5 protein-coding genes are annotated in these 17,106 nt (G+C 59.5%); 2 read left to right on the plus strand and 3 right to left on the minus strand.

Annotated features, from left to right (window positions below; genetic code table 11):
* Positions 1-14 precede the first annotated feature (14 nt).
* Positions 15-4,859: a dermonecrotic toxin domain-containing protein gene (locus AC07S6_RS20625; protein WP_495112924.1), complete on the minus strand. Its 4,845-nt coding sequence runs from the start codon at positions 4,857-4,859 to the stop codon at positions 15-17.
* Positions 4,860-5,492: 633 nt separating this feature from the next.
* On the minus strand, positions 5,493-9,203 hold the full coding sequence (gene metH, locus AC07S6_RS20630) for a methionine synthase (protein ID WP_495112925.1): 3,711 nt from the start codon (positions 9,201-9,203) through the stop codon (positions 5,493-5,495).
* A 167-nt stretch (positions 9,204-9,370) separates the two neighbouring features.
* Here metH and AC07S6_RS20635 point away from each other — a divergent pair, with 167 nt between their 5' ends.
* Positions 9,371-11,662, plus strand: coding sequence for a fatty acid cis/trans isomerase (locus AC07S6_RS20635; protein WP_490614060.1), 2,292 nt, complete (start codon positions 9,371-9,373; stop codon positions 11,660-11,662).
* Between the two features lie 188 nt (positions 11,663-11,850).
* Here AC07S6_RS20635 and AC07S6_RS20640 read toward each other — a convergent pair whose 3' ends face one another.
* Complete coding sequence (locus tag AC07S6_RS20640; protein ID WP_495112926.1) at positions 11,851-16,203, minus strand: SET domain-containing protein; 4,353 nt, start codon at positions 16,201-16,203, stop codon at positions 11,851-11,853.
* Between the two features lie 213 nt (positions 16,204-16,416).
* On the opposite strand from AC07S6_RS20640, the gene nfuA reads away from it, so the two are divergent.
* The gene (gene nfuA, locus AC07S6_RS20645) at positions 16,417-17,001 is read left to right on the plus strand and encodes a Fe-S biogenesis protein NfuA (RefSeq protein WP_003190728.1); all 585 of its coding nucleotides are present in this window, start codon (positions 16,417-16,419) and stop codon (positions 16,999-17,001) included.
* The last annotated feature ends 105 nt before the right edge of the window (positions 17,002-17,106 follow it).

Here is a 17,106-nt window from a genome sequence, read left to right on the forward strand (position 1 = left end):
CAATCGGTTACGGCTTATCTTGGGCTGAGCACCTCCAGACCCAGGAATAGCTGTTGGTCCAGCGGCGGCTTGATCTCGGCTTTCTCCAGGTTGACCACGGCCCGGTTGTCGGCACGTGCCCGCTCGATCAGGTCCTTGCGGGTATACAGCCGTTCAGCTTTGGTTTTCAGATGCCCGAAGTCAGGGCTGGCAGGCGGCTTGTCGGCCGTCGCGTAGTGGAAGTGGGCGTACCACAGCACGGCATCCTCACCTTGTTTGCCTTCCCTGATTTTGCTTTTATCGCGTATCGCATACTCGGTCAGGTAGTCCCCCGCTTTTAACGGGACACGGCTGCGGACCAGGTTGATGTCGACAAAACCGTGTCGCCATAAATAGGCCACATGGGCTGCCCTGGGGCGCTGCAACTTGTAACCGAGGCTGCATGCCTCGCGTGCTTGCCGGGTGGCGGCGGCGGCCTCTTCCTGGTAACGGTCGATCAGCTCGGTGGCACGGGCGTCTGTGGCATGGTCGCGCTTGAGTTCTTCAGCCAGGATTGTGAATTTTTGCGCATGTTGCGTCAGCATGACATCCCATTCATGGGGGGCCAGGCTTTCCAGTCGGCTGGGGTCGTTGAGTTTGCGTTGTTGAAAATGAATACTGCGATCAATTCCCGCGCGCTCGTCTTTGACCGTTTGTGCCTGTGCCTCTATTGCCCTCAGTGGGCGCTTAAGCGCCACATCAGCAGGCGGTGCGGCGCGGGCTGGCTCAACGACATTCCAGAACCCCTCACTGGCGTGTTCAAGGTAGGTGGCGAGCGTCTTGCCGGTCAGCGGGTCTTTGATATCGACGAAATTGCCTGGCGCATCCGGCTGGCCGGCACGCAAGTCTCCTACCAGGGTCCTCCTGTCGCGGGTGGTGATGACTCTGCGACTCGAGGCTTTGAGTCGCGTGGCGCTGTCGGGGGGCGTGACAGGGGCAAAACCCTCCTCGACCAGAATCGAATGGGCCAGTTGGGTTTCAAGGCTGGTGCGGGCTTGGGCCAGATGTTGCAGGAAGGGCTCGCGATATTCTTCGCGAATAAACCCTGAACCCATTTCAGTCAATGAGTTGACGGCGTTTTCCAATTGCTCATAGCGCTCCAGGACACTCTTGAGTACATCGATCTGCTCTAGGGTCGAGTAGCCGCTGGTCGTCATCATTTCCGTATGCGCCGACAGGCTGGTTGCCGTGCGTGGGTCGGTCAGTTCACTGACGAAAGGATACTCCGCCAACTCCCTTGAGCCATGCGCACGGTTTAATACCAAGTCGATGAACACCAGCAGCGCATGTTGCTTGATGATCACTGAGTGGATGTTTTGATCGGTGGGCCTGTCTTGCAGTAAAAACTGACGCGTTGCCGGGGTAGCTTCCTTGAGCAGTGTCTCGATTTTTTCTGCGGGCTCGATCATGTGTTCGAGCGCCTGGACCTGGCGTTTTTGCAGGTTGATGTAGTCGTCGTAGGCATCGGTGATGTCATTGGGCAACTCCTGCTTAGTGCGCGCATTCAGTTCGTCATAACTTTCGCCGCGCTCGGTTTCAAGGGTGTCTGACATTCGTTGGGAGAGAGACTCATAAAGCCCGCCCCAGAAGCTGTAAAGGGTTTTGATGGCCCTGTCCCGCGCGCGCTCGTGGGCCGGGTCAGTCCTGTCCAGGCTCATCAGCTCGTTGGCCTTGGCCTGGATTTTTTTCATCAGTTCGACAACGGGTAGCCCGTGTCGGCGCTGGTTGTCCAGGGCAATATCCCACTGGATCCTGGCCTGTGCGGTTGCAATGCGGCGTTGCTCATGACGCTTGACCACTTCGGCGTGCAGTTTCGGAATGCTCTTGGAACTGGCCAGCAGCAACCAATCCTTGCGCAGGTTCTTACTCTGTTCGACCAGATTGGTACGGGCGATCGTCAGGGCTCTTTCAGAGGTAAAAGAGGCACCCATCAAGGAAAACATCGTGGCGTTGAGCGCTGTGAGCTCTGAATTCAGAGTCCGCAGGCGTTCGGCGCGTTCCTTTTGCCAGGTACTCAATCGGTCACGGGGCATGCCGCCGTTGAGCCTCGCGTGGCGGTCAAGGCGCCAATGTCCTTGGCCGTCGCTTATCAGCCTGAAGCCTGGATGTTGAGGATGTTTGGGGTGCACCAGGTAGACCTCGCCGAACCCCGGTGTCACGCTGACCTGGAACAGCAGCCCGCCAAGGCTGGCGTGCCAGACGCCGTCGATGCGGTAGAGGCCCTTGAGTGCACCGCTCGCTTGCGGGGCCGGCAGTGACGAGGGCCAGGGCACCTGAATATCGAGCATCGCTCTGAGCCGTTCACTGGCTTGAGGGCTGGCCAGGGACCGGCTGAAGTCCAGCACCGTATCACCCGTCGCCGGCGGCTCACCGGGCAGCGACACCACGCCCTCGCGTATTGCTGACATTTGTTCCGGTTCCGGCATGCCCGGGGCACGGCGCCAGGCTGCCAGTCGCAAACCACGGGCCTCTGTATCAGCTTCCAGTAACGGCCTGCCAGACGCGGATGCGCCATGCAGCAACACCATGGCGGTATTGAGCAGCAGATCGATCAATGCCGATTCACGCGTAATCGGGTCCGTGCTGTCCAACCCCGCCAGATCCTGCTCCAGGCTGGCGACCAGCACCAGGAACCAGCCCGCCAACATGGCTGGGCCGCGTACCAGCGGCAGCAACAAGGTGTTGAACAGCAACCACGCACCTTCCATCAAGACGGCCCAGCGGCTTTCGGTGTTGGAGACTGATTCACGGTCCGCCAAATCGACCAGCGCCCGCGCTGTACTGCCGAACAGATGATTAAGCAGTTGGCCGTTGACCTGCGATTGCAGCCATTCACCGGCACCCTCATCAACCGCCAGGGTCGCCGGGGCGGGTTTCTCGGCCAGGCTGTATTCATCGCCGGGCAGGAAACGAATGATGTGCGGTTCTTTGATTCCGCCGTGGGCATAGATGGGGCGGGCTTTCTCCGATAACCAGTCCAGCACGCTGTTTTGCAACTCGCCTGGCTGGGCAATGGCCTCCAACAGCGCCTGGCGGCTGGGGTATTGATGCAGGGCGTCGGCATACAACGGTCGATACAGCAAATGTGGACCCGCACTGATATCGCGTGGCTCGATGATGAACATGTTGTTTGCCTGATCCGGCGAAGCCCCGGCTTTGCGGCACAGAGCCAGCGGGCGCAAGACGATTTCCTGGCCATCAACCACTCTGTCGGCGGGCATTTGCGCCATCAGCGCCTTGACGTACCGATAACCGGTGACGGTCATGCCGTGTTGCTGGCGGATCTTGTATTCCAGTGCCTGCATCGGCAGATGAACCTTGAGTTCACGAGTAAACAGCGACTCCCTGCGCTGGGCATCGGCGGTGTTGGATAACAACAGCTCTTTGAGAGCGTCAGGGTAGGTAGTGCCAATATCAACGCGCTGGATCAGGCCGCTGCTGCCCAACAGGTAATCTTCGTTCAACCAGCCTGGCAACGGTGTTGTCGTGCTGGAGGATAGCTTCAGCGTGCCAGAGGGCTTGCCAGCGAGGTTCTTCAGAGCCAGGTCCGTCAGCGACATGCGCACATGCTCGACAATTCCGGCTCCCCCTGGATAACCGGCGGCCACAGTGAAATCCAACAGCACGGCATCGGGGTCGACGTCGCCGTGATCAGCCTGCATCTGCTTGCGTAGCGCGGCCCGGCTGAACGTGTGGATGTTTTCAATGCCTTCGTTGAACGCGCGGCCCTGGTTTTTTTGCAGCACCTGCGCCATGTCCTGCAGATGGCGATGGTAGGCAAATCGATCAGCGCTGCTGGCTTGTGCGAGCCATGCCGGCAGTCGCTGGCTCACGGCATCGAGCCGTTCGGCGGCGGCGATCGGGACGTCGATGAAATAGCGTGCCGGATCGGTGATTTTCTCCAGGTGCTGCTCAAGGGTTTTTTCGTCTTGACCCTGGAAAGACAGGGTCTCCAGGTCTTCCAGGTGTGTATTGAGGATCAGCCCCGCCTGTTGCTCAAACACATTGGCGACCGGCTCGTTGCGCCGCCAGGTCAGGCTGTCGAATCGGAACTGCTCCTGCATCTTCGCGCCCCAGGCCTGGCTGAACGCCGCCAGTGAGTCGAACGTGTCGATCTTGCCGGCCACGCTGTACAGCAGCAGCTGTTTTTCACGTACCAGCAGCAGATCTGGGGTGAGTACGCGCACGGTTTTGCCGGCGTCGGCGAGCGTGGTTTCTATGAAATACACATAGGTGGCAGGTGAAGAGCGGGGCAGGCGCTCACGTTGTGCCGGCCAGGCGGCGACCACCGCCAACATGTCACGCTGCGTGTCGGTCAGGGTTGAAGGACCCGCCGCCGCGGCGGTCATCCGACCATTGAGGAACTCGCTGAGCCACTGCCAGCGACTGTTGCCATGCTCGTCAACCTGGCTCCAGTAGTCGGCCAGTTCATGCTGCATGTACAGATAAAGCGAGGCTGGCAGCTCGTCGATGATCTGTGCGATTACTTGCATGTCGAGACCCGGCAGGCCCTCGGGCTTGATCACTTCGGGTGGCGTCTGGGTGAGGAAGTAGGGACGCTCGCGCACGGAGTGCAGGTCAAGCGTCCGCGGGTTCAGCACATGGGCAATAGCCACTTCCATCAATGCAGGATAGGCGTAACCGCCGGATGGCTGAGGGCTTGCCAGTTTGACCGTCTGCCAGTCCAGCTTCAACGACGGGTAGCGTTCCAGAATACGCTCGCGCAGGGCGTTCAACAGCACTGAATACAAGGCTGGGCGGGTGGCGAAACGCGCATGTACGGCTTGGGCGGGTAATTGGCGAAAGGCCAGGGTTGACGCGGGGGTAATGGGTTCGGGCATGACGAAATCCGTTTCCTGTGTAAAACCGGTTGTTCTGAGCTGCCGGCCCAGCGGACCGGGAATCGGTCCGGCACAGGAAATCGCATTTGGTCATTGCGGGTGCGGTAGGTGATTACCGCGAGCCTATCAGTTGGGGTGCTAACGACCCTGCACCGTATATATTCACCACCGAGCAGCGTCTGGAGGGTGATGTTCTGTCATTCCCAATCCCAGGAATGACCGAATGTCTGATCTACCCACCCAGCGCTTCGTTGACAAGCAACCGGCAGCAACTTCAGGTTATGTGCGGGAATGAGCCTGATGAAAATCAGGCTGACAGGCTGTGTGTATTTTGCCATTGGCGACAAGTACAGCGACCACCGCAGGACCTGGCCGTCCCCAGGCGGCAGTTATGGCAACAACTGGCCGATGAGCCGGGGCATGAGCGGTTTTTCCATTTGCTCGAACCACTGCACGATACCGAGGCGTACCGGTATGCGACGGCTGATCAAGGGCCAGCGTTTGCTGGGGCTGTCCCGACAATTGTTAAGGAGATGCAGGCATTACAGGCAACTGTCACCGTAGCGCCACGGCCCGGTCCGGCATCGCCGCAACCGGGGCCGTCGACACGGCGGTAACGAGCCGGGCAGGCCTTCAGTTGTCGTAACCCAGGTTCGGCGCCAGCCAGCGCTCTGTCACGCTCAGGTCCTGGCCTTTGCGTGCGGTGTAGCTGGTCACCTGATCCTTGTCGACTTTGCCCACCGCAAAATACTGCGCCTGTGGGTGGGCAAAGTACCAGCCACTGACCGCCGCCGCCGGGAACATCGCGTAGTGCTCGGTAAGGAATACGCCGCTGCGCCCGGCGTGCATTTCACGCGCCTCTGGGTCCAGTAGTTGAAACAGCTGGGCCTTTTCTGTGTGGTCCGGGCACGCCGGGTAGCCGGGGGCAGGGCGTATGCCGCTGTACTGCTCCTTGATCAGTGCTTCGTTGTCCAGTTGCTCGTCCTTGGCATAGCCCCAGTGCTCTTTACGCACTTGCTGGTGCAGCCATTCGGCGCAGGCTTCGGCGAGACGGTCGGCGAGGGCCTTGACCATGATCGAGTTGTAGTCATCGCCGGCGTCCTGGTAAGCCTTGGCCACTTCTTCGGCACCGATGCCGGCGGTGGTGATGAAACCACCGATATAGTCGGTCACGCCGCTGTCCTTGGGCGCGACGAAGTCGGCCAGGGAAAAGTTCGGCTTGCCGTCGGTCTTGATGATTTGCTGGCGCAAGTGATGCAGTTTGGCGATGGGCTGGCCGTCGTCACCGTACACTTCCAGATCATCGTCCTGCACCTGGTTGGTCGGCCAGAAACCGAACACCGCACGGGCGCTGATGAGTTTTTCGTCGATCAGTTTCTTGAGCATTTCCCGGGCATCGGCATACAGCGCGGTTGCCGCTTCACCCACCACTTCATCGGTGAGGATGCGCGGGAACTTGCCGGCCAGGTCCCAGGAGATGAAGAACGGCGTCCAGTCGATGTATTCGGCGAGGACGTTGAGGTCGATATTGTCCAGCACCCTGGCGCCGGTAAAGGTTGGCACCACCGGGGTGTAGCTGCTCCAGTCGAACTGCGGCTTCTTGGCGATGGCCGCCGGGTAGCTCAGGCGCTCGGTGCGTGCACTACGGTTGGAGGTGCGCTCACGTACGTCGATGTATTCCAGACGGGTCTTTTCGACGAAGCCGGCCTTCAACTCCTTGGACAGCAACTGGGTGGCCACGCCCACGGCGCGGGAGGCGTCGGTGACGTAGATCACCGCGTCATTGCTGTACTTGGGCTCGATCTTCACCGCCGTGTGCGCCTTGGAGGTGGTGGCGCCCCCGATCATCAGCGGCAGGTGGAAATCCTGGCGCTGCATCTCGCGGGCCACATGCACCATTTCATCCAGAGACGGCGTGATCAGGCCGGATAGACCGATGATGTCGCACTTCTGCTCCTTGGCCACCTGCAGGATCTTCTCCGCCGGTACCATCACCCCCAGGTCGACGATGTCATAGCCGTTGCAACCCAGCACCACGCCGACAATGTTCTTGCCGATGTCATGCACGTCGCCCTTGACCGTGGCCATCAGGATCTTGCCCTTGGCTTCGGGCTTGTCGCCTTTTTCCAGCTCGATGAACGGGATCAAGTGCGCCACCGCCTGCTTCATCACCCGGGCGGATTTCACCACCTGGGGCAGGAACATCTTACCGGCGCCAAACAGGTCGCCGACGATGTTCATGCCGGACATCAGCGGGCCTTCGATCACTTCGATCGGGCGCGCAAACGACAGGCGCGATTCTTCGGTGTCTTCGACAATGTGCGTGGTGATGCCCTTGACCAGCGCGTGTTCCAGACGTTTGTTGACCTCCCAGCCACGCCATTCCTCGGTCTCGGCTTCCTTGACGCTGCCGTCGCCCTTGTACTTGTCGGCAATCGCCAGCAGGGCGTCGGTGCCGTCCGGCGTACGGTTGAGTACCACGTCTTCGACGGCGTCACGCAGCTCGGCGGGGATCTGGTCGTAGATCTCCAACTGGCCGGCGTTGACGATACCCATGGTCAGGCCCGCACGGATCGCATGCAGCAGGAACACCGAGTGGATCGCTTCGCGCACCGGGTTGTTGCCCCGGAACGAGAACGACACGTTGGACACGCCACCGGAGGTCAGCGCGTAGGGCAACTCATCACGGATATAGGCACAGGCGTTGATGAAATCGACGGCATAGTTGTTGTGCTCTTCGATACCGGTGGCGACCGCGAAGATGTTCGGGTCGAAGATGATGTCTTCCGGCGGGAAACCGACATCATTGACCAGGATGTCGTAAGAGCGTTTGCAGATTTCTTTCTTGCGCGCTTCGGTGTCAGCCTGACCGGCTTCGTCGAACGCCATCACCACCACCGCCGCGCCGTAGCGCTTGCACAGCTTGGCGTGGTGAATGAACTGCTCTACGCCTTCCTTCATGCTGATGGAGTTGACGATGCCCTTGCCCTGGATGCACTTGAGCCCGGCTTCGATCACTTCCCACTTGGAAGAGTCGATCATGATCGGTACGCGGGAGATGTCTGGCTCACCGGCGATCAGATTGAGGAAGGTCACCATGGCCTTCTTCGAATCCAGCATGCCCTCGTCCATGTTGATATCGATCACCTGGGCGCCGGCTTCCACCTGCTGCAGGGCGACTTCCAGGGCTTCGGTGTAGTTGTCTTCGCGAATCAGGCGGGCGAATTTGGCCGAGCCTGTGATGTTGGTACGTTCGCCGACGTTGACGAACAGCGAACGGCGATCAATGGTGAACGGCTCCAGGCCCGACAGGCGGCAGGCCTTGGGAATGTCCGGGATCGGGCGCGGCGCGTAACCGGCCACGGCCTTGGCGATGGCTTCAATATGGCCCGGTGTGGTACCGCAGCAGCCGCCGACGATGTTGAGAAAGCCGCTCTGGGCGAACTCTTCGATGACCTTGGCGGTTTGCGATGGCAGCTCGTCGTACTCGCCGAATTCGTTGGGTAGGCCAGCATTAGGGTGCGCCGAAACGTGGGTGTTGGCCTTGTTCGACAACTCCTCCAGGTAGGGGCGCAGCTCGCTGGCGCCGAGGGCGCAGTTCAAACCGACCGAGATCGGCTTGGCGTGGGCCACGGAGTTCCAGAACGCTTCGGTGGTCTGGCCCGACAGGGTACGACCTGAGGCGTCGGTGATGGTGCCGGAGATCATGATCGGCAGTTCCACGCCCAACGCCTCGAACACACCTTGCACCGCGAAGATCGCGGCCTTGGCGTTGAGGGTGTCGAAGATGGTTTCGATCAGGATCAGGTCGGCGCCACCTTCGATCAGGCCCTTGGTGGCTTCGGTGTAGTTTTCCACCAGCTCATCGAAAGTCACGTTGCGGTAGCCGGGGTTGTTCACGTCTGGCGACAGCGAGCAGGTACGGCTGGTCGGGCCCAGTACACCGGCGACAAAACGCGGCTTGGCCGGGTTCTCGTGGGTTTTGGCGTCGGCCACCTTGCGCGCCAGGCGTGCGCCTTCCACGTTCAGTTCGTAGGCCAGTTCTTCCATGCCGTAATCGGCCATGGAGATACGCGTGGCGTTGAAGGTGTTGGTTTCAAGGATGTCGGCGCCGGCGTCCAGGTAGGCTTTTTCAATGCCGCCGATCACGTCCGGGCGGGTCAGCACCAGCAGGTCGTTGTTGCCCTTGACGTCGCTTGGCCAATCGGCGAAGCGTTTGCCACGGTAGTCCTGCTCCTCGAGCTTATAGCTCTGGATCATCGTGCCCATGCCACCATCAAGGATCAGGATGCGTTCCTCGAGGGCTTGGTGAAGGGCTTGCAGGCGAGCGCTACGATCGGGCATGGGACTACTCTGGTCAGGCATTACGGAGGGCGTGAATCATAGCAAACCTGTGCCGATTTGGAGCATGTCCGGGTTGTGCATGAATATCGCTCATGTTGCTGGCGGTCATGGCCCGGTAGAATCACCGCCATTTCACACACCGCACGCCTTGAATCGGGACCGGATACATGTCACTTCGTTTGATCGTCAGCGCCGTCCTGGCCTTGATAGCCAGTACTGCGCAGGCAGAAGGTCCCGCTTCGGCGATCTCCTACACCCGCGATATCCAACCGATCTTCACCGAGAAATGCGTGGCCTGCCACGCCTGCTACGACTCCGCCTGCCAGCTCAACCTGGGCAGTGCCGAGGGCGCCGCGCGCGGTGCAAGCAAAATGCCGGTGTATGACGGCGAGCGCAGCCAGGCCACGCCAACGACGCGTTTGTTTTATGACGCATTCGGTAAGCAGGCGTGGCAGCAAAAGGGCTTCTATTCGGTGCTGGACGCCCAGGGCAGCCAGGCTGCGCTGATGGCGCGCATGCTGGAGCTGGGGCACAACGCGCCGCTGGCGCCCAATGCCAAGCTGCCCGACAACATTGTGCTGGGGCTCAACCGCGAAAATATGTGCGCAACGCCCGGCGAGTTCAGTGCCTATGCCGGCGCTCACCCCAAGGAAGGTATGCCGCTGGCGGTCACCGGCCTGACCGATCAGCAATACCAGACTTTGCAACGCTGGCTGGCCTCCGGCGCGCCGATTGACGAGCAGGGCCTGGCGCCGAGTGCCAGGGAAGCGTTGCAAGTGCAACAGTGGGAAAACCTGTTCAACCAGCCGGGCGCCCGGGAAAGCCTGGTGGCGCGCTGGCTGTTCGAGCATTTGTTCCTGGCGCATATCTATTTCGAGAACGGCGAGCCGGGGCATTACTTCCAGTGGGTGCGTTCGCGTACGCCCAGTGGCCAGCCGATTGATCTGATCGCCACACGTCGCCCCAACGACGACCCAGGCACCCAGGTGTACTACCGCCTGTGGCCAGTGCAGGGCGTGATCGTGCATAAAACCCACATCACTTACCCCTTCAGCGCGGCGAAGATGGCGCGGATCAAGGCGTTGTTCTACGCCGGCGACTGGCAGGTCACGGCCTTGCCAGGCTACGGCCCCGGCAGCCGCGCCAACCCGTTCGCGACATTCGAAGCCATCCCGGCTAAAGCGCGCTACCAATTCATGCTCGATAACGCTGAGTACTTCGTGCGTACCTTCATTCGCGGGCCGGTGTGCCGTGGGCAGATCGCCACGGACGTGATCCGCGATAACTTCTGGACGCTGTTCCAGGACCCCGACCACGATCTGTACATCACCGATGCGCGTTATCGCGGCCAGGCCACGCCGTTGCTGGCCATGCCCGGGCAGAATGACGACGTGGGCAGTGTGCTGAGCCTGTGGCTGGCCTATCGTGACAAGCGCAACCAATACGAAGCCTTGCGCCGTGACAACTATGCAGACCTGCCGGCGCCGAGCTGGTCGACATTGTGGGCGGGCAATGACAACGCCTTGTTGAGCATTTTCCGCCATTTCGACAGCGCCTCGGTGACCAAGGGCCTGATTGGCGAGGTTCCGCAGACGATGTGGCTGTTCGACTACCCACTGCTGGAACGCACCTATTACCAGCTGGCGGTGAATTTCGATGTGTTTGGCAACGTCTCGCACCAGGCCCAGACCCGCCTGTATTTCGACCTGATCCGCAACGGCGCCGAGCAGAACTTCCTACGCCTGATGCCCGCCGACACCCGTGAAGACTTCATGGACGATTGGTACCAGAACAGCGGCAAGCTCAAGCTGTGGCTGGACTACGAAGCGATTGACGATGACAAGGCCAGTGGTTTGCACCTGAGCGAGAAGGACCCCAAGCGTGACTTCGCCAACCAGTTGCTGACCCGCTACGGCCATTTGAACGCCAGCCCCGACCCGATCAACCGCTGCAGCGGCGCGTTCTGCTCCCGCGACGGCATTGACCCGGCCTTGCAGGATGCCGAGCAAGCCCTGAGCCGCCTGACCTCGCGGCCGGCGGCGGGGCTCAAGGTGATCGAGCAATTGCCCGAAGCCACCATGCTGCGCATCGAAACCGCCAGCGGCAAGCGCGAGGTCTACAGCCTGCTGCGCAACCGTGCCCACAGTAACGTGGCGTTCCTGCTGGGAGAGGCGTATCGCTATCAGCCGGGGCTGGACACGGTGACGATCTACCCAGGCGTGCTCAGCAGCTACCCGAACTTCATGTTCAATATCCCGGCCCGGCAAGTGCCTGAGTTTGTCGCGCAGATGGAGCAGGCCAAGGACGCCAAGAGCTTCGAGAAAATCGTCGACCGCTGGGGTGTGCGCCGCAGTCACCCGCTGTTCTGGCAGTACTTCCATGACTTGTCGCGGTACATTCACGAAACCACGCCGGTGGAAGAGGGCGTATTGGACATGAACCGCTATGAGAACCTATAACTGCTCGCGTTGCGCTGGGCCATCGAGCACAGGGCAATGATAGCGGTGTGCATCGCCGTCATTGCGCTGGGCGTATTGGCCAGTTACCAGGTGTTGTATAAGGCTACGCATCGCAGGCTCAAACATTGGTTTGGCATTGATGATGCGTTACCCATCAGGCAAAAGCATTAGGACTGCCGTTTGGCGGCTCAGGGCCTCACGTACTTCCAGTAGGCTTTACCATAGTCCATCAGCAACTCGGTCCCGGCAGGGATATCCCGCCAAGCGACTATGAACACCATGTATTTGCCTACATACAGGGCGCCGACATTTTCGATGCCAACGTCGGGCAGATTGGGCACCTTGACCGCATTGATCAGGCTTAGCGTGTTGCTGTTACCGTGGCCGCTGATAGTCGCGCCATGAGTGTGGGTCTGGAATAAATACGTGCCGACGGCCGCTTCACCTTTTTCCAGTATCTCGGTATTGATCGAGGCTTGATCAAGATGCAGCTTGCCGGTATACGGCCCAAGGACATCGAAGCGTTTTATATCGGTTCTGGCTACAACCGACAGGCCACGCTCTGGGCCCTCCTGCAGTTTCTTGACCTCCAAAAGGCGATCAAGCCGGCGATGATGATTGCCTTCCTTGGCGATCCATTCACGGATACTCTTGGTTGCAGCCTCTTTGACTTCGACGTATTGCAGGCCGGTGAACTCGTCAAAAAACTGGTTGGCGTCGGTGATCTCTATTTTTTGCAACGGACCTTCAAGTTCAAGGGTCAAGCTGCGCCTGACGTCGTTGGGGTCTTGCAGAATTGGCGCATTATTGTTGATTTTATGATCAAAAGACGCCGTGATTGAAGTGGATCGGCGCCGCGTGGGTGTGGCGTCATCGTCCAGCCGCGGACGTTTTGAGCTACCTGCCGTGGGGGGCGCAGGCCGCTTCCTGGCCACGGGCTCGTCCACCGGGCTTCGTTGTCCGAACAGCCACCTTTCTCTACCGGCGCGGGTCATGCTGCCATTGTCATTGACGTAGTCACTCCAGATAACCGGGTTGAGGTTGTTCTGCTCGACAAATGCGTGCATGGACACCCTTGAGTTGGTGGCGTTGTAGTGCTTGTTCCACTCTTGCAGGTGTTCGGGTTTCAGGTCGTCGAATTGTTCACCTCTGGCGTATTTGGCGAGTACTTTGCCTGCCGCTCGATAGGTGCCATCAATGTTTACATGCTCGGCAAAGGCCACCGGGTCCAGGTTATGGTCGGCGGCGAAGCCTTCAAGGGTGAGGCTGTTGCGCTCGCGCTGGGACGCCTTGCTCCAGTGCTCCATATGCTCGTAAGTGACGCAGGTGCGGGCGGTCCCTGCTCGGTCCAGCATCTTTCGCCCTCGGGGTGTCAGGGTGTTGCGGCTGTTGACGAACTGCCGAAAGGCGCTGGGGTCCAGGTTGTAAGTGCTGACGAAGTTGTCCATGGTTTTTTTCAGGGCGTCTTCACTGGCCTCGGTCCATTTCAACAGCACTGAGGGCGTTACCACGCTTGGCGCATCCGGCGCGCCGCCCGCGAGCTTGATCGGGCCTGAATACCAATGACCAGGCTCCACCGACGACAGCGTGATCGACAAATCGCGATTGCTCCTCGGATTGACCAGTACGATAGAAAAGCTGGTGTCGGCGCCCGCGGCGGCCTCCTGAATGAACCCATAGGAATTGTCGCGGACCTGGTACACCGCGATTTTGCCCTCGTCATCAACATTACAGATGAACTTCTGGTTGTAGTCCGCTCGGGAGAAGATACCGCGTGCGTCGGGCTTGAGGCCTCTGATCAACTCCGGGTCAACCGCGTACTGACGAATCAACGGGCTGCTGTTGCTGATGACCGTGATCGGCTCTCTAAAGCGCGGCCCGAAGGCTTTATTGGAGGCGGTATCGATCAAGCGATAATCCGGCGCCTCGAGGCTGCCGACGTTGCGCATCGGGACATTGGCGAAGCCGTCCACGGTAAACAGTTGATCGCCCGCCTGCAGCGGCTTCCAGCTGTCAGGGTCAACCGAGCGTATGTGCCTTGCGGCGATCGTCCCATCGCGCAGCTGGGCAATACCCCGTTTTGCCTGGCGCATCAATTTATGTCCCAGCTTGAGCAAACCAAAGCGCGCGAGCCTGAGCAGGCTGGGCAGGGCGGCCAGGGGGTTGAGTTCGTGGAGCGTGGCAATTACCAGCTTCCCGGTCAGTTTCGCGAGCTTAGGCAGCGCCAGGCGCAGCCCGGTCTTGCCTGCGTGGATGAGCAGGCGGGTGGAGCCGGCCACATACCGCCCTACCGGCAACGCGAAAGCTACGATGTCAATGAACAGGCCGGCGACGCCTGACTTGATGCGCTGGGGATCACCGGAGGCGATGTCGTCGATACCGCCCCAAAACGGGATAAAAATCTTGCCCCAGAACGCCAAGTCTTCGAGTACCTCAGCGGGAATGTCTACCTCCCGCGTGTCTTTGCGGGTTTTTTCCAGGAGGGCTTGCTCATCGCAGAAAAACAGCTCGCGGGCAATCATGCTTGCCAGGGTTTCACTGCGCGGCGCATACAGCGTGTTGGGCGCGAACGATGGGATGCGCGGCCCTGCGTCGATGCCAGGCAGTGTCTCGCCGACTTGTTCAACGATCAACTCAGCTTTTTTGCCTGGTCTGGGCGCTTTGTTCTCGCGGTAAGCCTCTCGATCAAACGGTACTTCGGTGGCCAGCCTGTACTTGTCCCAGCTCATGGCGTCGCGTAGCTCTACCACTTTGCCGTTTAGCGGTAGGCTTTGCAGGTCTTTGCGTCGACGCAGCAGGCCGGCGAAGGGGAATACCTCGATGTAGATGGCATGGAGGGGCGAGCGGGGCTTGGCGATGCGTAGGATAAAACCTGTCCGGTAACGAACGGCATCGGTCTTGGCTTTGGTTTCATATTCGATGGGCACCTTGTCCAGGGCTTCTCTTAATGAATACACGGTGATCTCGTCCTGATCCACATCCAGGGTCGCATTGCCCAGGTGCGCAAGCAGTGACTGGATTAAGGTCTTGTAGGCGTTTCTCGGCACCTCAAGGGCGTCGCGAAAGGCTTTGTCGTACTCCATGTCCGAGACAAAGCGCCAACGGCTGGGCAGTTTGAGTTTGAGGTTCTGAATTGCGTTGAACATCTCATATTCATGCTGCTCCAGGGCGGTGACGGCCTGGGTGAGCTCATCGCGTGAGTGGCCCGACGATCGGCTGGCGATCAGGCCGTTGGCCTGTGCCCATTGCACGGTGGGGCCCAACTTGGCCGCTGCGACCAGTGCCTGTTGTTTAATGTCATCGCCGCTGGCGCGAAAGTGTTCCGCCGCCAGGTTGAGCAATTGTTCGAAACTCATGTGGCGCGATGAACCCGGTGCAATCGTTTCGGCCAGCAGAAAGCCGCTTCTGAAATTGACCCAGGTACTGGTGGCAGCGTAGGGCAGGTCATCGGGAATATCGGCCACCCAGACTTCGCTGGCAACATTGGCCTTGAGGACGCACACCGCCAATTGTGCCGCGTCAGCGCTGATCGACAAGCTATGTTCATAGCGGCTGATCAAGGATTGGCGGACCGACGAATAAGACGCGCCAGGCGCGATGAATAGTTTCAATTCGTTGTCGATCAGCGAGTCGGTGCTGGGAATGATCGTCAGCCACAACGCGCGCCACAGTAATTTCACCCGTACCGGGTCTGGGCAGATTTCGTCCTTCTGGCTGCCATACCAGTCCAAGGCCTTGGCAATCCGTTCGCCCAGTGCCAGGTTATCGGGGCTATTGAGCACTTGCTCGAGCAGCGCGGTGGGGGTGGTGGTGAGCATGTCCTGTTGTGAGGCGGTAAATGTTTCGGGCAATACATGACGGAACAGCGATTGACGGGTTTGTGTTTCGATCTGGCGGATAATCTCCTTGATTTTCTGGTCGGCAGGCGCATCCAGCAAGTGCTGCAAATCGCTGAGGTTGCCTTCGTGTCCGAGTTTTTTCAGGGTGTGATGTTCCTGCAAGACAGCGAGAACCGCTTTCCACTGCTCGCGGGTTTTGGGCTGTGCCGGGATGATCGAGTAATACTTGAGCACCAGATCAAACCGCACCGAACCGTCGCTTTTGAGGCCGTTACCCACACGCCGGTTGATATCCAGCAACACGTCGGCGTCGATGTACCAATAGGTGGGCATATGGCGCAGGATGACCGAATGGTCGGCAATGCTGAACGTTTCGGCAGGGTCGGGTATCGGTGAGCGCGTGCTGCTGAACAAGGTGGAGAGCAGGTCGTAAAGGAAGTCCCGGCCGATAATGGAATCATCCGGTTCGGGCTTTTCCCGCAGGAAGCGCTGAAAGTCTTCATCGGCTTCCAGCTTTGCCAAGACTCGAAAGGCTTCCTTGCACTCGCGATGCAGTTCGCTGTTGTGCGGGGGGCAGTAGTACACCTCGGCGGCGGATGCCGTCAGCGAGCCTTGTGTCGTCACGAAATCAATCAGATGGTCCAAATGCACTTGCTGTTCCGGCAAGCCCTTGAAATAGAAGCTCTGCAATGCGTTATTCATTCAATCCTCACAATCCGTAGTCGAAGAGGATTCACTCTATTGAGCCGGGGTTTGCGGGGGGGCTATATAGGTAGGCACAGGTTTTCGCAGAAATGGCCAGGTGTCACGATGCGTCAGGCCAACAGGAACAGGTCTTTCCCGACAAAAATACTCGGACTTTGTACCTGCGTAATAATTTGGCGTAAACTGCGGGCAAGCCTGTGAGGAGTTTCCATGACTGCCATAACCATTACCGACGCCGCCCACGATTACCTGGCTGACCTGCTGTCCAAGCAGAACACCCCGGGTATCGGCATCCGCGTCTTTATCACCCAGCCCGGCACCCAGTATGCCGAGACTTGCATTGCCTACTGCAAGCCCGGCGAAGAGAAGCCTGAAGACACCGCCCTGGGGCTCAAAAGCTTCACCGCGTACATCGATGCCTTCAGCGAAGCCTTCCTGGACGACGCCGTGGTCGACTACGCCACCGACCGTATGGGCGGCCAGTTGACCATCAAGGCCCCCAACGCCAAGGTGCCGAACGTCAACGCCGACAGCCCGGTCAATGAGCGTATCAACTACTACCTGCAAACCGAGATCAACCCGGGGCTGGCCAGCCATGGCGGCCAGGTGAGCCTGATCGACGTGGTGGATGACGGTATCGCCGTACTGAAGTTCGGCGGCGGCTGCCAGGGCTGCGGCCAGGCGGACGTGACCTTGCGTGAGGGCATCGAGCGCACGCTGCTGGAACGTATTCCTGAACTCAAGGGTGTACGTGACGTGACTGACCACACGCAGAAAGAAAACGCCTACTACTGAGTAAGGTGTTCACTGCGAACAAAAAAACGGCGCCCGTGAGCGCCGTTTTTTTATTATTTAAATTCATAGAGTTGCAAAATATATCTGATAAAGCAGATCAAGTGT

The sequence above is a fragment of the Pseudomonas sp. GW821-FHT07B01 genome, assembly GCF_059419065.1.